We start from the raw sequence: 16,547 nt of genomic DNA, 5'->3' as shown, positions 1-16,547 counted from the left end.
GACGCTCTCATCGCGCCGTGATGGAGAAACGACCGGGAGGTAAGTCGATGGTCGATGTCCCGTATGACAGAATCGCAGACGTTCCGCCTGCCGAAGTGCCGGAGGTTGAGCTCTATCACCCCAAAAGCTGGTGGACGCAGTACGTCTTTTCGCAGGACGCCAAAGTCATCGCCATCCAGTACTCGCTGACGGCGACGGCAATCGGGCTGGTGGCGCTGGTGCTGTCGTGGCTGATGCGGCTGCAATTGGGATTTCCTGGCACATTCTCCTTCATTGATGCGAACCAATACCTTCAATTCATCACCATGCACGGCATGATCATGGTGATCTACCTGCTCACGGCACTGTTCCTTGGAGGCTTCGGCAACTACCTGATCCCGCTGATGGTCGGCGCCCGGGACATGGTCTTCCCCTATGTGAACATGCTGAGCTACTGGGTTTACCTGCTTGCGGTCCTGGTGCTGGCCTCGGCGTTTTTCGTGCCCGGCGGGCCGACCGGTGCAGGCTGGACGCTGTACCCGCCGCAGGCGATTCTCTCCGGCACCCCCGGGCAGGATTGGGGCATCGTTCTGATGCTGGCGTCGCTGATCCTGTTCATTATCGGCTTCACCATGGGCGGGCTGAACTACGTAGTGACCGTGCTGCAGGCGCGCACGCGCGGCATGACGTTGATGCGTTTGCCCCTGACGGTGTGGGGCATTTTCACGGCCACCGTGATGGCGCTACTGGCTTTCCCGGCGCTGTTCGTCGCCTCTGTCATGATGCTGTTCGACCGCTTGCTGGGAACCAGCTTCTTCATGCCCGCCCTCGTCGAGATGGGCCAGCAGATGAAGTATGGCGGCGGCAGTCCGATCCTGTTCCAGCACCTGTTCTGGTTCTTCGGTCATCCTGAGGTCTATATCGTCGCCCTGCCTGCCTTCGGCATCGTTTCCGATCTGATCAGCACTCACGCGCGAAAGAACATCTTCGGCTATCGCATGATGGTCTGGGCTATCGTGGGAATCGGCGCGCTCAGTTTCATCGTATGGGCGCACCACATGTATGTGAGCGGCATGCACCCGCATTTCGGGTTCTTCTTCGCCACGACGACGCTCATCATCGCCATCCCAACCGCCATCAAGGTCTACAACTGGGTGCTGACCCTGTGGCGCGGCGACATTCATCTCACGGTCCCGATGTTGTTCGCCCTCGGCTTCATCATCACATTCGTGAACGGCGGACTCACCGGCCTCTTCCTCGGCAACGTCGTCGTGGACGTCCCGCTGTCGGATACCATGTTCGTCGTCGCGCATTTCCACATGGTGATGGGCGTGGCGCCGATCATGGTCGTGCTGGGCGCGATCTATCATTGGTACCCCAAGGTAACGGGGCGGATGCTGGATGACTGGATGGGCAAGTTTCATTTCTGGGTCACGTTCCTCGGCGCCTATCTGATCTTCTTTCCCATGCATTATCTCGGGCTGCAGGGAATTCCGCGGCGGTATCACGACATTGGCGAAGCGGCATTCATCACGCCGAACGTCCACACGCTCAATGCCTTCATCACCGTGGTGGCCTTGATCGTAGGCCTCGCCCAGATGGTGTTCCTGTTCAATCTTGTCTGGAGCCTGTTCAAGGGTAAGGCTTCAGGTGGCAATCCATGGCGGGCGACAACTCTGGAGTGGCAGACGCCGGAGACCCCGCCCGGGCACGGCAACTGGGGCAAGGAGCTCCCGGTGGTCTATCGATGGGCGTATGACTACAGCGTGCCCGGTGCTGCCCAGGACTTCATTCCGCAGAACCAGCCACGTGCGACGCCGGCCCTCCAGGGAGCTGCTCCGTGAGCGCCATCATCCTGTTCATGGCTGTAATAGCGGTCATCGTCGGATGGTGGCTCTCGCAGCAACGGCTGACAGCCAAGCCCTGGCTGGAAGAAGGTTCGATCGACGACTTCCCGGGCACGGGAGCAATGACCCTGCCGGCAGCGAAGATCGGACTGGGAGTGTTTCTCGCCGTCGCCACCTCGTTGTTCGCACTCTTCATCAGCGCTTACTCCATGCGCATGAACATGGTGGACTGGCGGGCACTGCCCGTGCCGGGGCTGCTGTGGCTCAACACCGGCGTGCTGGTCGTGAGCAGTGTCGCGTTGCAATGGGCATACGTGGCCGCGCGCCGGGATAACATGGACGGTGTCATCGTCGGCCTGTGCGCAGGGGGGGCGTCCGCAGTTACGTTCCTGATTGGGCAATTGCTGGCGTGGCAACAGCTGAGGGCCGCGGGCTATTTCGTGGCGTCCAATCCAGCCAATTCCTTCTTCTACATGATCACCGCCGCGCACGGGCTGCACCTGATGGGTGGCCTGGTGGCGCTCGGCAGAACGACGGCCAAGGTGTGGCGTGGCGCCGAGATGCCCCAGGTGCGCCTGAGCGTGGAGCTCTGCACGATCTACTGGCATTTCCTGCTGTTGGTCTGGCTGGTCTTGCTTGGTCTGCTGACGGGCTGGACGGACGATTTCGTCGACATCTGTCGGCGGTTGCTCAGCTAGGAGAGACCAGATGGCAGAGACTGCGCTGACAAACCCGGGAGAATCGGCCGTGCGAGCTACCGGCTGGCGGGGCATTGCTGACGACTGGTCCTCGGACCAGCGCGCATTCAAGAATGTCTCCTGGGGGAAGGCCATGATGTGGATCTTCCTCCTGAGCGACACCTTTATCTTCAGCTGTTTTCTGCTGTCCTACATGACCGCGCGAATGTCCACGACCGTGCCGTGGCCGAATCCGAGCGAGGTATTCGCTCTCACCATTGGCGGGCATCATATCCCTCTGATCCTGATCGCCATCATGACCTTCGTCCTGATCAGCAGCAGCGGGACCATGGCGATGGCCGTCAATTTCGGTTACCGCCGTGATCGCACCAAGACCGCGGTATTGATGCTGGTCACAGCGGCACTTGGCGCAACCTTCGTCGGAATGCAGGCGTTCGAATGGACCAAGCTGATCATGGAGGGCGTCCGGCCATGGGAAAACCCGTGGGGCGCGGCGCAGTTTGGTTCAAGCTTTTTCATGATCACCGGCTTCCACGGCACCCACGTGACGATCGGCGTGATTTTCCTGATTGCGATTGCGCGAAAGGTCTGGCGGGGCGACTTCGATGTCGAAAGGCGCGGCTTTTTCACAAGCAGGAAAGGCCATTACGAGATCGTCGAAATCACCGGCCTGTACTGGCACTTCGTCGATCTGGTGTGGGTGTTCATCTTTGCCTTCTTTTATCTTTGGTGAGGTCGGCGCATGACAAGTACAGCGGTAATAGACGGACAACAACCTTCGCTACGCACTCATGTGCATGACGCAATCCCAGCTGGAGCTGTGCACGCAAAGGGGCAGCAGCACCCCATCAAGCTCTATCTCGTGGTCTGGGGATGGCTTTTCGTCCTCAGCGCCTGCTCCTATCTCGTCGACTACTTCGGCTTGCACGGCTATCTCAGATGGTCGCTGATCCTGCTGTTCATGGTGCTGAAGGCCGGCTTGATCGTCGCCGTATTCATGCACATGGCCTGGGAGCGGCTGGCGCTCGCCTATGCCATCCTGCTGCCGCCGGTGCTGGTGCTGGTATTCGTGGCCATCATGGTGTTCGAATCCGAGTACACGCATCTCATCCGGGTCCTGTTCTTCGCGTCGCCGACTTAGATACTGCCGCCTCGCATCAGAAGGGGGAGGATCACTCGCTGGGCTAGTCGGCACGAGGCTATGCTTGCCAATTGGCAAGATAGTCGCTGCGGTTTGCGCGACCATATTCCTTGTCGGCCATGGAGACAGTCGGATGCGCCGTTTCATTCTCGTGCTCGGAGCCGGAATCTTCGCAATCGTTCCTGGGTATGCCCAGGATGCGGCTTCCGGCGAGAAGGTTTTCGTCCAATGCAAGGTGTGTCACCAGATCGGGGAGAACGCAAAGAACGCCGTTGGCCCGGTTCTCAACGGGCTCTTCGGGCGAAAGTCCGGGACCATTGAAGGCTACAGCTATTCACCCGCGAACAAGAATTCCGGAATCATCTGGGATGAAGCAACCTTCCGGGAATACATCAAGGATCCGAAAGCCAAGATACCCGGCACCAAAATGATTTTTCCAGGCTTGAAAGATCCAAAGCAGATTGACGACATCGTCGCCTACCTCAAGCAGTTCGATGCGACGGGAAAGAAGGCGGGAATTGTCCCGGCGGAAAGCAAACTCGCAAAGCTGCAGTAGCAGCCGCAGTCGGTGAAACCGGCCTGCGCATTTCGGAGACTGCCTGACAAGAGCGTTCTACAACCGATGGCTTTCTTGAGTACCGGACTGAAAGACGCCGCCATGTCGGCGGCAAGGGGAGGCATTAATCTCATGCAAATCAATCGTTCAATTCTCGTTCGCAGGAGCTATGCCAACATCGGGGACTATGTCGCGCTGACGAAACCGCGCGTTATGTCGCTGGTCGTCTTTACCGCACTGGTCGGTCTCATGGTCGCGCCAGGCGGCATCGATCCCTTCGCCGGTGTCGTGGCTCTTCTTTGCATAGCTGCTGGAGCCGGTGCGGCAGGTGCGCTCAATATGTGGTACGACGCCGACATCGATGCGTTGATGGCGCGCACCGCCATGCGTCCAATTCCCAGCGGCCGTGTATCGCGCTCGGAAGCATTGGTTTTCGGACTGATGCTCGGCACGTGCGCCGTTCTAGGCCTCGGCACTTTCCTGAACATGGCTGCGGCTGCGCTGCTTGTTTTCACAATTTTCTTCTATGTCGTCATCTACACGATGTGGCTCAAGCGCCGAACACCGCAAAATATCGTCATTGGCGGTGCGGCTGGCGCACTCCCTCCGGTGATCGGCTGGGTCGCGGCCGCCGGAAATGTTGGGCTCGAACCGCTCGTCCTGTTCCTGATCATCTTCCTTTGGACTCCACCCCATTTCTGGGCACTGTCGCTCAATCTTGCCGGTGAGTATGCCCGCGCCGGGGTGCCGATGTTGCCGGTCGTAGCCGGCCGGGCCGAAACAAAGCGCCAGATTCTTCTCTATAGCGTTGTTCTGGCTCCTGTCTCACTGCTGCCCTGGGCATTGGGGTTCGCGGGGGCGATCTATGGCGCGGCCGCGGCGATGCTTGGAGCGATCATGATTTTTCTCTCATGGCAGGTACGTCGGAGCAACGACGAGGAAAGGCAGCCTGCGCGTCGCCTGTTCGCGTTTTCCATGCTCTATCTGGTTCTTCTTTTTGGTGTGCTGTTGATGAATGCTGTACCCTATGTTCAGCCGCTCTAATCCAGCGCGAAGTCCGTCGCTCTTTAACACCGCCCCGGATATCGCTCGCAATCACGGCGTGGAGAAGCTGAAGATAGGTAATCGCTCCGCGCCGCTACACCGCTCGAAGCAATGACGGGATGGTCGTCACAATGCGTACCGAACCCATACGTTGGGTTCGACGTAAACCGCGTAGTCCTGTTCAAGTGAAATCATGACCGGCACGAGTGCACCCGCAATCGAGACCTCGCCCGATCGCTCGAACGACATTCCGGTCCAACGCGACCAGTCGGCAATACTGCCAACAATCGTCATGGAATAGGGCGCAATCTTCACGAGCCTTGCCCCGGTGCGAAGGTGAGTACGCAGCCAGGGGTCGGTCGGGAAGCCGTCGGCACCCACTGTGTCAACGTAATCGCGCATCGGCACGAACGGACGAAGATGCTTCTGGTTTGGCCGCACCGGAGCGAACATTTCCGCAAACCCATGGGCTTTCGCGCAGGCTTTCATGGCGTCCAGCAACGCCAGCGAATTGCCGCCGCCTCGCGCTTCGGGAAGCAAACTGATTTCCAGGGCGCTCAGCGCATTCGGCGCGCGCCCTGCCATCTGATCATCGTGAGCCCAACGGATGACCTCGTCCCAGCCGCCATCGGGAAGTTCGGCGCGGCCGTCGATGTTGAAAGCGAACGGTACGCTGAATGCCCGGGCGACGACCTTGCCCCCGGCGACGCCGACAAACGCATAGTCGAGGTACCGATCGAATCTCGATGGTGCAAAGTAGAGCTGCGCTACCGCGTCATGCCGCATGAATTCCGGCCAGACCGATTGCAGATCGGTAGAGAAGATCAACGGCCGCAGATCGGGTCGCTCCCGCAATGTAAAGATTTCCAGAGCCATGATGCCCGCCCAACCCTGTCGTCGAATATCAACCCTTTACGCTGCCGAACCGGCGCGCGTAAGGGGAGCAACGAACAGCATATCAGCCGATCGCGAGGTTCAGCGTGTTGACTTGTGCCAATAGCGGTCATTCCGGCACGCCAGCTATTCGATAAGCTTGCCCCAATTTTTCGATATCTTCGAGCCGGCGAAATGGAGTTCTACTTCTGATGCCGGAAATGCGCAAAGTGGGGTCAAGTTGCAGGACTGCGTCGCAAGCCCGACGCGCTTCAGCGATACGTCCGGCCAAAGCCAGGTTCGCCATCAGACTTCGCTGAGCCCCTGGAAAACCTGACTGGTGCTGGATGGCGATCGTCGCACAGGAGATACCTTCTTCATACCGTCCGGCAAAGAAATGAGCGTATCCCATCCCGGCTTGAGACAAAAAGGAGCGAGGATCGAGAGGACTTAGGCGAATTGCCGCCGAGAAATGCTCGATTGCTGCATCGGCATTCCCGAGATAGACATGTGCCCAACCCATCCAATTGCGCGCTAATGCCAGGTTGGGGTCGAGTGCTATGGCTCTTGCCAGAAGAGCCACCCCAGTTTCCGGTTCTTCGAGCACGAATGAGTACGCTTGTCCCGACCACGCAAGAACCAAAGGATCATCCTTGTCGAGCTGTATCGCTTGTCCGACAAGCTGCCGGGTTTCGATCCTGTCTTGGTCCACATCGGCCGTCCACCATGCTTTCTTCGCTCCAAAAGTATTGGCTGCGAAAGCGTAAGCGCGGGCAAACGCGGGATCGAGCGAGATTGCAATTTTCGCTAGTCTGAGAGCCTCAACATTGCTCTCTCGGGTGAACTGGTAATTGGCTAACCTCGCGCGAAGATAGTAGTCATATGCCTGCAAATTCTCCGTTGGTTTGCGCTGGGCGCGCTCCATTTCGGCCCGCTCGAGCTGCGGAGAAATCGCGCCGATCACGCTGCCCGTCAAGTGATCCTGCAAATCGAAAATGTCTTCGAGATGCCCCTCAAACCGATCCGCCCAGACATTCCCCCCGTCGGCGGCATCGATAAGCTGCGCGGTTACACGAACTTGCTTTCCAGCCTTGCGTACGCTGCCTTCCAGCACATAGCGGACGCCGAGCTCGCGGCCGATCTGCTTGATGTCGACGGCTTTTCCTTTGTAGGTGAAGCTCGAATTGCGCGCGATCACGAACAGCGATTTCGAGCGCGATAGTCCAGTAATGATGTCTTCGACCATGCCGTCGGCAAAGTACTCCTGCTCCGGATCGGAGCTCAAATTGGTGAAGGGAAGAACGGCGACCGAGGGTTTATCGGGAAGCGGGAGGGCGGGTTTCGACGCTTGCGCAGGGGGATCGGTGGCCGCCATGCTCGCGGGCCTCTGCGCTTCCCGCACGCTGCCGACGAAGCGGAAGCCCTTGCGTGGCAGTGTTTTGATGAGGCGTTGTCCCTGACCGGAATCGCCGATCGCGCTCCGGGCGGCATTGACGCGGGTCGTCAGCGCCGCATCGGACACGCTACGCCCGTGCCAAATGGCATTGATGAGGTCGTCTTTACTGACGACGCGCTCCCGGTTGCGGATCAGGTAATCAAGCAGGTCGAATACCTGTGGCGTGACGGAGACGACGTTCGCTCCGCGATACAGCTCGCGCCGGTCAGTGTCGAATGCGTAGTCGTCAAACAGATAGCGCAAGCTGCCGTTCCCTCAGGTGGCCTCCGATCGTCAAGGCTCCAGCATTGGTTGCAACGCAAAGAATAAGCTGCCGGTAAGAAAAATGTAAGCCGGCTGTCAAGCGTGCCTGCCCGTGCCTTGGCACTCTCCCCTGGCCGGAAACGAAGTCTTCAGGAGATGCCGCCATGAACACGGCCTACGGCAGAGCTGAATTGGAGCAGACGACCGCATCGACGCGGCGTTTCTCCAACTTCTTCAGGAGTTGTTGGGGTGCGTTTCAGGAATGGCACGAGCGGAAGAGATTGCCCGCCGATTTGTGCGGTCTGAGTGACAGCGAGCTAATGGACATGGGTATCACCCGCGGGGAGATCGACTACATCGCCTCGAAGCGCTAGCTTCCGTCACCGAAACGAAAGTTATAACGGATTTCGGAGGGCTGATATGTGGATCTGGGAGCGTCTGTTTCTTATCGCTCTGGTGGCGGTCCTCCCGGATTTGGCGCTTTCGCAGCCGTTGCAGAGGTGGCCCGAGCGCACAGTTCGGCTCATCTCCCCAAGTTCTCCCGGTGGTTCGCCCGACATCGTCGCCCGGCTGTTTGCTGAAAAGCTTTCAGTGCGCTGGAAGGTTGGTGTCATCGTCGAAAATCGTCCTGGGGCCGACGGCATGATCGCAATTCAGGCCGTGCTCGGAGCAACCGACGGGCATACCTTGCTCGCTACTCATTCCGGAGCCGTCACCGTGACGCCGGCAATCCGGAAATTGCCATACAACGAGGAAGACCTGCGTCCGCTTTCGACCGCCGCAATCGACTTCCTGGCAGTTGCGGTTCCCGCAACATCCTCGGTCCGGTCGCTTGCCGATCTCATCGCCGCCGCCAGGGAAAAACCCGGTGCGCTCAACTGGTACGCAGCCCCTGGTGGGCCTGTGATGGTCTTTGGCGAGTTCGTGCGCAACAATCGGCTCGACATGGTCTTCGTACCTTACAAGGCAGGGTCCGAAGCTGTTCGCGATCTAAGCGAGAGCCGCATTCAGGTTTCTTTGGTCCCATTGGCCACAGCTCTGCCCCTTGCGCAAGCCGGAAGGCTACGACTGATCGCGATCACTAACCCCGAAGCTGCGCCGATCGCGCCGGACGTGCCGACTGCATTGGGCGCCGGCCATCCGGAATTGGCGCTTCAAGGCTTTCTCGGCTTCTTCGCGCCGAAGTCGATGCCCGACTTCGTACGGCAGCAGATTTCCGGAGAGATTCAAGCGGTCGCAAACGATCCCGAAATTCACAGCCGCCTTGGAAAAGTGGGAATGATCGCCAGGGGCAGTACGCCCGGCTATTATGCACAATATCTGGACGAACAGCGCCGGCACTGGGATCGGATTGCCCGATCTCAGAAGATCGTGCCGGCTGATTGATTCTGCTCGGAGTTGGTTTTGAAGGCCAATCCGAGTCAATTCGATCAGTTTGGCCAAGAGTGCAACATTTTCGGAGTTGGGGAAATGACCGATCCACTGCCGCCATCAAGCCCAGCCGTCCAGATCATGCGGCTTATCAACGGTTACCAGGTGTCACAGGCTTTGCATGTCGCAGCCACTTTGGGTATCGCCGATTTACTAGAGGACGGGCCGCGCAGCAACGACGCCCTGGCAGATCGCGTTGGAGCAAATCGGGACGCGCTGTACAGGCTGTTGCGCGCGCTTAGCGCCGCCGGCGTGTTTCATGAAGATGTGGACCGGGGTCTTCAGCCTGGCGGAATTGGGAGCGTGCTTGCGCTCCGACGCGCCCCAGCCCGTGGGGCCGTGGGCCGCGCACATCGGCCGACCATATTACTGGCAGGAGTGGTCGCACCTTCTCTACAGCGTGCGTACGGGAGAGTGCGCGTACCCTTATGTGCAGGCCGATAAGCTGCTACAAGGGATGGGCGTCCGCGAGAGGTGCGAGATCTGTGAGGGTGACTTCTTTATCAGCGTGCCATCGGGCGACTTGCATATGCTGAAAAGTGTGTTGCACGATTGGAACGACGAGCAGGCGCTGGCGATCCTGCGAAGCTGCCGGGCTGCCGTCACACCAAATGGCCGGATATTGGTGTTAGAGCGCATCATCGGTGCCCCGAATGTTGCGCCCGCCGAGAAGTTTGGCGACCTCAACATGATGGTCGCTGCGGGCGGGCGGGAACGCAGTCACGAGGAATTTGTCGACCTGTTCGCCGCAGCGGGATATGCCCTCAAGCGAGTGCTACCGACGGGCACACAATTGCATTTGATCGAGGGGGCCTGCGTCTGAGCGTGCAATGCCCTGGTGGCTGCGGGGTATGACGACCTTGTGCAATTCGTTGGCTGTCGTCCCGGCCAACCGAAGCGCGAGCCGGGACCCATACGCCGCGGCGGCTGTTGTGTTTCGAGATGGTGGCCGGCTTTCTTTCAAAAATTGCCGACGGTGGTCATCGTCCCTGCTCCCGTGCGCAATTGCGCACTAGGCAGGGACGACCATAGAATCATTCCTTCTTCACCAGCGGCGGATGCGGCCGGCCGAAATCCGGCGCGGCCGAATCCTGGCCAATTTCGACGATGCCACGGCGGATGGCGCGAGTGCGCGTAAAATGCTCGAACAGCGCTTCGCCGTCGTTGCGGCGGATCGCGCGGGTGAGCTTTGAGAGATCCTCGTTGAAGGTGCCGAGCATTTCCAGCACGGCTTCCTTGTTGTTGAGGAACACGTCGCGCCACATCGTCGGGTCCGACGCCGCGATGCGGGTGAAATCGCGAAAGCCGCCGGCGGAGAACTTTATCACTTCCGACGACGTCACCTGCGCCAGTTCATCCGCCGTGCCGACGATGGTGTAGGCGATCAGATGCGGCAGGTGGCTCGTGATCGCCAGCACCAGATCGTGGTGGTCGGGCGTCATGATCTCGACTTTGGCGCCCATGCCGGTCCAGAATGCACGCAGCGTTTCAACGGCCATCGGATCGGCGCCATCGGGCGGCGTGAGGATGCACCAGCGGTTGATGAAGAGTTCGGCGAAGCCGGAATCGGGCCCGGAATGCTCGGTGCCCGCGACCGGATGGGCCGGAACGAAATGAACATTCGCCGGCAGATGCGGCGCCATCTCGCGGACGATCGCGCCCTTGACCGAGCCGACGTCGGACACGATCGCGCCCGCTTTAAGGAACGGTGCAATCTCCTGCGCGACCGGGCCACAGGCGCCGACCGGGATGCAGAGGATCACGAGGTCGGCGTCTTTGACGGCTTCCGCGTTGGTCTCCAGCACCTCGTCGACGACAGAAAGTTCGGTCACCCTCGCGCGGGTCTTCTCCGAGCGCGCGGTGGTAACGATTTCGCTGGCGAGCCCCTGGGCCCGCGCGGCGCGCGCGATCGAGCCGCCGATCAGGCCGAAGCCGATCAGCGCGACGCGTCGGAAGATCGGCGTTGCGTTCATTTGGCCGCCATAAAGTCGCGCAAGGCCTCGACGACGAGGCGATTGGCCTCCTCGGTGCCGATGGTCATGCGCAGGGCGTGGGGGAGGCCGTAATTGTTGAGCGCCCGCAGCACCAGGCCTCGTTTAGTTAGAAACACGTCCGCGTCCGCCGACGTCTTGCCTTTCTCCTGCGGGAAGTGGATCAGCACGAAATTCGCCACGCTCGGCGTCACCTTGAGCCCCAGCTTGCCGATTTCTTCGGTCAGCCAGTTGCGCCACTGCTCGGTGAACGCCTTCGACATCTGGACATGCGCAGTGTCCTCGATCGCGGCCACCGCCGCCAGCATCGCCGGCGTCGAGACGTTGAACGGCCCGCGAATCCGGTTGACGGCGTCGATGATGTTGGCAGGGCCGAACATCCAGCCGATCCGTAAGCTGGCCAGCCCGTGGATCTTGGAGAAGGTGTGCGTCATCACGGTGTTTTCGGTGGTCGCCACCAACTCCAGTCCGAGCTCGTAATCGTTGCGCGACACGTAGTCGGAATAGGCGGCGTCCAGCACCAGCAGCACATTCTGCGGCAGGCTGGCGCGCAGCCGCTTGACCTCGTCGAACGGCACGTAGGTGCCGGTCGGATTGTTCGGGTTGGCCAGCCACACCAGTTTCGTGCGCGGCGTCACGCGCGCGAGAATGGCGTCGACGTCGGCGGTGAAGTCGGTCTCGGGCGCGACGACGTTTTTCGCGCCGTTCGCCATCGTGGCGATCGGGTACACCAGAAAACCGTGGGCGGTGGAGATCGCTTCATCGCCGTGGCTGAGATAGGTGTGCGCCAGCAGGTTGAGGATTTCGTCCGAGCCGGCACCGCAGATGATGCGGTTGGGATCGAGCCCATAGGCGCGGCCGATCGCCTCGCGCAGCACCCGCGAGGTGCCTTCCGGATAGTCCTCCAGATGTGCCGCCGCGGCCTTATAGACTTCGATCGCCTTCGGCGACGGCCCGAACGGGGTCTCGTTGGCGGACAGCTTGAACACCTTGCGGCCCGGCTCCGGCACCGGCGTCTTGCCGGGCGTGTAGGGCGCAATATCGAGAATGCCGGGATTCGGCACGGGACGGTTCATCTTCTGGCTCCGGATATTCAGGACGGCTTAGGACTCGGCTGCCCCGTTCGGGGGCACCGTATAGCGCGTTGCGTGGCTGCCGACGAGGGCCGACGAGCGCACCGAGGCGCCGGCCTGGACCAGGGCTTTCTTGATCTTCTCGAAGCCGGCGCCGGCATCCGACACCAGGAGCGCCGCGCCGTCGAAGGCGGTGTCGGGCACCGCGACGATTTCAGCGAGCGGAGCCACGGCGCGCGCGATATCGGCGTTCCAGCCAGAGACGCGCACGCTCCACATCTGGACCTCGGTCACCATGGCATCGTCGGCGACCCGTGAGATCACGAAGACGGGGAGCGCCGCCGGATGGTCGGCGCGTTCGAGGAACGGCAGCCGCGCGATGATCTTTGGCGCGCCGTCCGCTTCCAGCGCGATCCACCACGGCGTGCGGCTCGAGATTGCCGAGACCAGCGCCAGGTCGCCCTTCGATTTCGCCACCGCTTCGACCGCGGCCTGCGCGCTGAAATGGCCCACATAAGGCACGACGAAGCCGAAATGAAACCGCGCCGAATCCCGCATCGCGGGCTCGCCGACCGAGACGTCCGCATGCACCGCGAACGGCGCCTGGACATAGGTGAAGGTCGAGATGATGACGCGCCAGATGCTCTCGATGGTGTCGAGCGGCAGGATGCCGCGATGACGCTGCACCAGTTGCCGCATCATGCTGGCCTCGCGCGCCGGGCGGAACGCGGAGCCGACTTCCTGGGTCTGCTTCACCTGGATCAGCCGGTCGATGATGTCGCCGCGGGCCATCAGGAGGCGATGGACCTGCTCGTCGATCGCATCGATCTCCTTGCGCAATTCCTGCAGCGAGGGCGGGGCCGGGGGTGCCTTGGACGGTGCCTTGGACATCTTCGAGAAACCTTGGTGCCGAACAGCCCGATGCGCCCGGCAGACAGTCGCATTGATTAGGAAAGACGGGCGCTGAAAGCAAAGAGAAACGTCACGGGCCAGCCCTGCACGATCGGGTTAACCATGCGGTCCGGCCCCCGCCTGCTTGACGAAATGCCTGGGCGGGACTAGCTTTGTTCCATTCCGTGGTCATTTGAGCCGGCCGGCTTGCAGCCACGTTAAACAACTCGCTAAACAGGCCGGGGACAGAGTTGATCCCGGCCGAACCTTTGTTCAGGCCGGGTTTTTTATGGCCTGATTCTGTCTGTAGAGCCTCCGTAAGGAGGTCGGTGCCGAAATGACAAACGTGCATTCGATATCTAGTCCCTCGATCCTCAACGAGGATCGCGCCCATGAGGCCGATCATCCGACCTCGCCGGTGGCGACGTTCGGCATGGATCAGCCCTTGAGGCTCGATTGCGGCATCGATCTCGCGCCGTTCCAGATCGCCTATCAGACCTATGGCGAACTGAACGCCGATCGCTCCAACGCCATTCTGATCTGCCACGCGCTGACGCTGGATCAGCACGTCGCCAATTTGCATCCCCTGACGGGCAAGGCCGGCTGGTGGGAAATCATGGTCGGTCCCGGCCGTCCGCTCGATACCGACCGATACTTCATCATCTGTTCGAATGTGATCGGCGGCTGTATGGGATCGACCGGTCCGGCCTCGACCGATCCGGCCACCGGCAAGGCCTGGGGGCTGGATTTTCCCGTGATCACCATCCCCGACATGGTCCGAGCGCAGGCCATGCTGCTCGACCGGCTGGGGATCGAAACCTTGTTTTGCGTGATCGGCGGATCGATGGGCGGCATGCAGGTGCTGCAATGGACCGCCGCCTATCCGGAGCGCGTGTTCTCGGCGCTGCCGGTCGCCTGCTCGACGCGCCACTCCGCACAGAACATCGCGTTTCATGAACTCGGCCGACAGGCCGTGATGGCTGATCCGGACTGGCACCATGGGCGCTATTTCGAACGCAGCACCCATCCGCATCGTGGATTGGCAGTGGCGCGGATGGCCGGGCACATCACCTATCTCTCCGACGCCGCGCTGCATCGCAAGTTCGGACGGCGGATGCAGGACCGCGAGTTGCCGACCTTCTCGTTCGACGCGGATTTCCAGGTCGAAAGCTATCTGCGCTATCAAGGCTCGTCCTTTGTCGAGCGTTTTGACGCCAACAGCTATCTCTATCTGACGCGGGCGATGGACTATTTCGATATCGCCGCCGACCACAGCGGCGTGCTGGCGCAGGCGTTTCTCGGCATCAAGACCCGCTTCTGCGTGGTGTCGTTCACCTCGGACTGGCTGTTCCCGACCTCGGAATCGCGGGCGCTGGTGCATGCGCTGAACGCTTCCAGCGCGCGGGTGTCGTTCGCCGAGATCGAGACCGATCGCGGCCATGACGCCTTCCTGCTCGATGTGCCGGAGTTCTTCGACATTTCCCGCGCCTTCCTGGAATCGGCCGGCAAGGCGCGTGGGCTCTCCAATGGTGCGGGTGGTTGATATGGCGGTTCAGGAACCGGCCCTGCCGCTCGGCGGCGTAGCGCCCGACCGCACCGGCAAGTATCGCACCGATCATCTCATGGTCGCCGAAATGATTCCGGCCGGCTCAAAAGTGCTCGACGTCGGCTGCGGCGATGGCGAATTGCTGCAACTCCTGGAGAGCCGCGGCATCGACGGCCGCGGCATCGAGCTGTCGCGCGAGGGCGTCAACCGCTGCGTCGCCAAGGGGCTCGCGGTGGTGCAGGGCGATGCGGACACCGACCTCGTCAATTATCCCGACGATGCCTTCGATTACGTGATCCTGTCGCAGACGCTGCAGGCGACGCGGCAGCCGAAGCCGGTGCTGGAGAATCTCCTGCGCATCGGCCGCCGCGCCATCGTCTCGTTCCCGAATTTCGGATTCTGGAAGATGCGGCTGCAGCTGCTCGTCGGCGGACACATGCCGCGCACCGAAAATCTCCCCGCCACCTGGTACGACACGCCGAACATCCATTTCTGCACCATCAAGGATTTCGTGCAGCTCTGCGACGAGATCAACGTCAAGATGGAGCGCGCGGTGGCGCTCGATCTCTACGGCCGCCCGGTGCCGCTGAATCTGCCCTGGTGGGTCTGGAACATGTTCGGCGAGCAGGGCGTGTTTTTGCTGAGCCGGGGTGGGGCGGGGAAGTGACGCCACCGCCGTCATTCCGGGATGGTCCGAAGGACCAGACCTCAGATGCGCAATTGCGCATCGGGGAATCTCGAGATTCTCAGGTGCGCAATTGCGCACCATAGTTCGATGCTTCGCATCGCTCCGGAATGACGGCCTACACCGCCACCTTCACCATCGACCGCGCATCCCGCACCGGCCATCGGCCCGCCTCGACCAGCGCGATGAACCGCTCCACCATCTCGTTGAACAGCGCCGGCTCTTCCAGATTGAGCACGTGGCCCGACTTCGGAAAGAACGAAAGCCCCGCCGCCGGCAGGTGCTGCTTCAGGAACAGGCTCGGCCCGATGCAATTGTCGTCCTCGTCGCCGCACAGGATCAGCGCCGGCGTCGGCACGCGCCGGATCGCATCGGTCATGGTGTAGATCGACGGCCGTCCGCCCTGAAAGCTGCGCATGGTGTTGGCCGAACCCTTGGCGTCATGCCGCGCCAACGCGGCGTAGAAATCGGCATGGCCGCGCGGGTCTTTCAGCAAAAATGGAATCCGGCTCGGCGCCTCGCGCGTCACCTTGGCGACTTCCACCGAGCCGATCGCCTCATACTGCTCGGCATTGGCCCGGCACTGCGCGCGGAAGGCATCGAGATGCTCGATGGCAGAGCCTGAGCCGACGGCGGCGAGCGTCATCGACAGCGCCCGGTCGGCTGCATTGAGGCCGACCTGCAGCGAGGAATAGGAGCCCATCGACAGGCCGACGAAATGTGCTTTGGCGATGCCGAGGTGATCGAGCACCGCGAGCGCATCGGTGTAGAAATGCTTGTAGGTGTAGACATCGGCGTCAGGCGGCACGTCGGAGGGCGTATAGCCGCGCGCCGAATAGGCGATGCAGCGGTGGCCGCGCGAGAAGTAGCGCATCTGCGGCTCCCAGTTGGTGTGGTCGGCCGCGAACTCGTGCAGGAAGATGATCGGCGTCCCGCTTCCCGCCTCTTCGTAGTGCAGACGAACGCTGTCTTTGGCGACGGCATAGGGCATTTCGGATTCTTCTCCATTTTCTTGTTTTCACGCAACATCCTTGCGTGGCCGAGCAGCAAAATTGCAATTAATTCTCGCGGCCGCAATACGGCAATTTAGTTT

17 protein-coding genes, 1 pseudogene and 1 riboswitch are annotated in these 16,547 nt (G+C 61.0%); of the genes and pseudogenes, 12 read left to right on the top strand and 6 right to left on the bottom strand.

What is annotated here, in order from left to right:
• The first annotated feature begins 47 nt into the window (after nucleotides 1–47).
• From V1286_RS30185 to V1286_RS30160, 6 genes are all read left to right on the top strand, one after another.
• Nucleotides 48–1,823: a cbb3-type cytochrome c oxidase subunit I gene (locus V1286_RS30185; protein ID WP_334485815.1), complete on the top strand. Its 1,776-nt coding sequence runs from the start codon at nucleotides 48–50 to the stop codon at nucleotides 1,821–1,823.
• Nucleotides 1,820–2,524: a cytochrome c oxidase subunit 3 gene (locus V1286_RS30180; RefSeq protein ID WP_334485813.1), complete on the top strand. Its 705-nt coding sequence runs from the start codon at nucleotides 1,820–1,822 to the stop codon at nucleotides 2,522–2,524. The genes V1286_RS30185 and V1286_RS30180 overlap by 4 nt, the downstream gene beginning before the upstream one ends.
• A gap of 10 nt (nucleotides 2,525–2,534) precedes the next feature.
• A complete protein-coding gene (locus V1286_RS30175) occupies nucleotides 2,535–3,257 on the top strand; it encodes a heme-copper oxidase subunit III family protein (protein WP_334485811.1) in 723 nt (240 codons plus the stop codon).
• A 9-nt stretch (nucleotides 3,258–3,266) separates the two neighbouring features.
• A complete protein-coding gene (locus tag V1286_RS30170; RefSeq protein ID WP_334485809.1) occupies nucleotides 3,267–3,665 on the top strand; it encodes a cytochrome C oxidase subunit IV family protein in 399 nt (132 codons plus the stop codon).
• Between the two features lie 133 nt (nucleotides 3,666–3,798).
• Entirely contained in the window at nucleotides 3,799–4,221 is a 423-nt protein-coding gene (locus V1286_RS30165) for a c-type cytochrome (protein ID WP_334485807.1), read from the top strand.
• Nucleotides 4,222–4,353: 132 nt separating this feature from the next.
• Nucleotides 4,354–5,265: a heme o synthase gene (locus tag V1286_RS30160; RefSeq protein WP_334489999.1), complete on the top strand. Its 912-nt coding sequence runs from the start codon at nucleotides 4,354–4,356 to the stop codon at nucleotides 5,263–5,265.
• 126 nt (nucleotides 5,266–5,391) lie between these two features.
• Here the strand turns inward: V1286_RS30160 and V1286_RS30155 are convergent, their stop codons facing one another.
• Nucleotides 5,392–6,051, bottom strand: a complete 660-nt coding sequence (locus V1286_RS30155) for a hypothetical protein (RefSeq protein WP_334485806.1) — start codon at nucleotides 6,049–6,051, stop codon at nucleotides 5,392–5,394.
• 217 nt (nucleotides 6,052–6,268) lie between these two features.
• Nucleotides 6,269–7,837 carry a winged helix-turn-helix domain-containing tetratricopeptide repeat protein gene (locus tag V1286_RS30150; protein ID WP_334485804.1) on the bottom strand — a complete coding sequence of 523 codons (1,569 nt, stop codon included), beginning with the start codon at nucleotides 7,835–7,837 and terminating at the stop codon, nucleotides 6,269–6,271.
• 164 nt (nucleotides 7,838–8,001) lie between these two features.
• Between V1286_RS30150 and V1286_RS30145 the strand changes: the two genes are divergently transcribed.
• The 4 genes and pseudogenes from V1286_RS30145 (at nucleotide 8,002) to V1286_RS30130 (ending at nucleotide 10,091) form a co-directional block, all read left to right on the top strand.
• A complete protein-coding gene (locus V1286_RS30145) occupies nucleotides 8,002–8,211 on the top strand; it encodes a DUF1127 domain-containing protein (RefSeq protein WP_334485802.1) in 210 nt (69 codons plus the stop codon).
• Nucleotides 8,212–8,257: 46 nt separating this feature from the next.
• A complete protein-coding gene (locus V1286_RS30140) occupies nucleotides 8,258–9,223 on the top strand; it encodes a Bug family tripartite tricarboxylate transporter substrate binding protein (protein WP_334485800.1) in 966 nt (321 codons plus the stop codon).
• Nucleotides 9,224–9,307: 84 nt separating this feature from the next.
• Nucleotides 9,308–9,487 (top strand): annotated as a pseudogene (locus tag V1286_RS39165) (methyltransferase family protein); the annotation flags it as partial.
• A 40-nt stretch (nucleotides 9,488–9,527) separates the two neighbouring features.
• Nucleotides 9,528–10,091: a methyltransferase gene (locus V1286_RS30130; protein WP_334485798.1), complete on the top strand. Its 564-nt coding sequence runs from the start codon at nucleotides 9,528–9,530 to the stop codon at nucleotides 10,089–10,091.
• A gap of 211 nt (nucleotides 10,092–10,302) precedes the next feature.
• Here the strand turns inward: V1286_RS30130 and V1286_RS30125 are convergent, their stop codons facing one another.
• From V1286_RS30125 to V1286_RS30115, 3 genes are read right to left on the bottom strand one after another with little or no spacing between them, the layout of a single operon-like run.
• Nucleotides 10,303–11,241, bottom strand: a complete 939-nt coding sequence (locus V1286_RS30125) for a prephenate/arogenate dehydrogenase family protein (RefSeq protein ID WP_334485796.1) — start codon at nucleotides 11,239–11,241, stop codon at nucleotides 10,303–10,305.
• Complete coding sequence (gene hisC, locus V1286_RS30120; protein WP_334485794.1) at nucleotides 11,238–12,335, bottom strand: histidinol-phosphate transaminase; 1,098 nt, start codon at nucleotides 12,333–12,335, stop codon at nucleotides 11,238–11,240. The genes V1286_RS30125 and hisC overlap by 4 nt, the downstream gene beginning before the upstream one ends.
• A gap of 27 nt (nucleotides 12,336–12,362) precedes the next feature.
• Nucleotides 12,363–13,223 carry a chorismate mutase gene (locus V1286_RS30115; RefSeq protein WP_334485792.1) on the bottom strand — a complete coding sequence of 287 codons (861 nt, stop codon included), beginning with the start codon at nucleotides 13,221–13,223 and terminating at the stop codon, nucleotides 12,363–12,365.
• A 175-nt stretch (nucleotides 13,224–13,398) separates the two neighbouring features.
• A riboswitch (SAM riboswitch) is annotated at nucleotides 13,399–13,478 on the top strand.
• An 82-nt stretch (nucleotides 13,479–13,560) separates the two neighbouring features.
• Here V1286_RS30115 and metX point away from each other — a divergent pair.
• Complete coding sequence (gene metX / locus V1286_RS30110; protein WP_334485790.1) at nucleotides 13,561–14,766, top strand: homoserine O-acetyltransferase MetX; 1,206 nt, start codon at nucleotides 13,561–13,563, stop codon at nucleotides 14,764–14,766.
• Nucleotide 14,767: 1 nt separating this feature from the next.
• Nucleotides 14,768–15,436 carry a methionine biosynthesis protein MetW gene (gene metW / locus V1286_RS30105; RefSeq protein ID WP_334485788.1) on the top strand — a complete coding sequence of 223 codons (669 nt, stop codon included), beginning with the start codon at nucleotides 14,768–14,770 and terminating at the stop codon, nucleotides 15,434–15,436.
• A gap of 136 nt (nucleotides 15,437–15,572) precedes the next feature.
• Here metW and V1286_RS30100 read toward each other — a convergent pair whose 3' ends face one another.
• Nucleotides 15,573–16,445 (bottom strand): alpha/beta fold hydrolase, encoded by an 873-nt coding sequence (locus tag V1286_RS30100; RefSeq protein WP_334485786.1) that lies wholly within the window; start codon nucleotides 16,443–16,445, stop codon nucleotides 15,573–15,575.
• Nucleotides 16,446–16,547 lie beyond the last annotated feature (102 nt).

This window comes from Bradyrhizobium algeriense (assembly GCF_036924595.1).
GTDB classification, from domain to species: domain Bacteria; phylum Pseudomonadota; class Alphaproteobacteria; order Rhizobiales; family Xanthobacteraceae; genus Bradyrhizobium; species Bradyrhizobium algeriense.
Note: the sequence above shows the minus strand (reverse complement) of the source record. Positions and strands in the feature narration are given on the sequence as shown.

What these genes read in the sequence shown, in the direction of transcription:
- V1286_RS30185 (WP_334485815.1), top strand. Translation starts at nt 48, where the DNA reads ATGGTCGATGTCCCGTATGACAGAATCGCAGACGTTCCGCCTGCCGAA.
- V1286_RS30175 (WP_334485811.1), top strand. Translation starts at nt 2,535, where the DNA reads ATGGCAGAGACTGCGCTGACAAACCCGGGAGAATCGGCCGTGCGAGCT.
- V1286_RS30170 (WP_334485809.1), top strand. Translation starts at nt 3,267, where the DNA reads ATGACAAGTACAGCGGTAATAGACGGACAACAACCTTCGCTACGCACT.
- V1286_RS30165 (WP_334485807.1), top strand. Translation starts at nt 3,799, where the DNA reads ATGCGCCGTTTCATTCTCGTGCTCGGAGCCGGAATCTTCGCAATCGTT.
- V1286_RS30160 (WP_334489999.1), top strand. Translation starts at nt 4,354, where the DNA reads ATGCAAATCAATCGTTCAATTCTCGTTCGCAGGAGCTATGCCAACATC.
- V1286_RS30155 (WP_334485806.1), bottom strand. Translation starts at nt 6,051, where the DNA reads ATGCGGCATGACGCGGTAGCGCAGCTCTACTTTGCACCATCGAGATTC.
- V1286_RS30145 (WP_334485802.1), top strand. Translation starts at nt 8,002, where the DNA reads ATGAACACGGCCTACGGCAGAGCTGAATTGGAGCAGACGACCGCATCG.
- V1286_RS30140 (WP_334485800.1), top strand. Translation starts at nt 8,258, where the DNA reads ATGTGGATCTGGGAGCGTCTGTTTCTTATCGCTCTGGTGGCGGTCCTC.
- V1286_RS30130 (WP_334485798.1), top strand. Translation starts at nt 9,528, where the DNA reads ATGAAGATGTGGACCGGGGTCTTCAGCCTGGCGGAATTGGGAGCGTGC.
- V1286_RS30125 (WP_334485796.1), bottom strand. Translation starts at nt 11,241, where the DNA reads ATGAACGCAACGCCGATCTTCCGACGCGTCGCGCTGATCGGCTTCGGC.
- hisC (WP_334485794.1), bottom strand. Translation starts at nt 12,335, where the DNA reads ATGAACCGTCCCGTGCCGAATCCCGGCATTCTCGATATTGCGCCCTAC.
- V1286_RS30115 (WP_334485792.1), bottom strand. Translation starts at nt 13,223, where the DNA reads ATGTCCAAGGCACCGTCCAAGGCACCCCCGGCCCCGCCCTCGCTGCAG.
- metX (WP_334485790.1), top strand. Translation starts at nt 13,561, where the DNA reads ATGACAAACGTGCATTCGATATCTAGTCCCTCGATCCTCAACGAGGAT.
- metW (WP_334485788.1), top strand. Translation starts at nt 14,768, where the DNA reads ATGGCGGTTCAGGAACCGGCCCTGCCGCTCGGCGGCGTAGCGCCCGAC.
- V1286_RS30100 (WP_334485786.1), bottom strand. Translation starts at nt 16,445, where the DNA reads ATGCCCTATGCCGTCGCCAAAGACAGCGTTCGTCTGCACTACGAAGAG.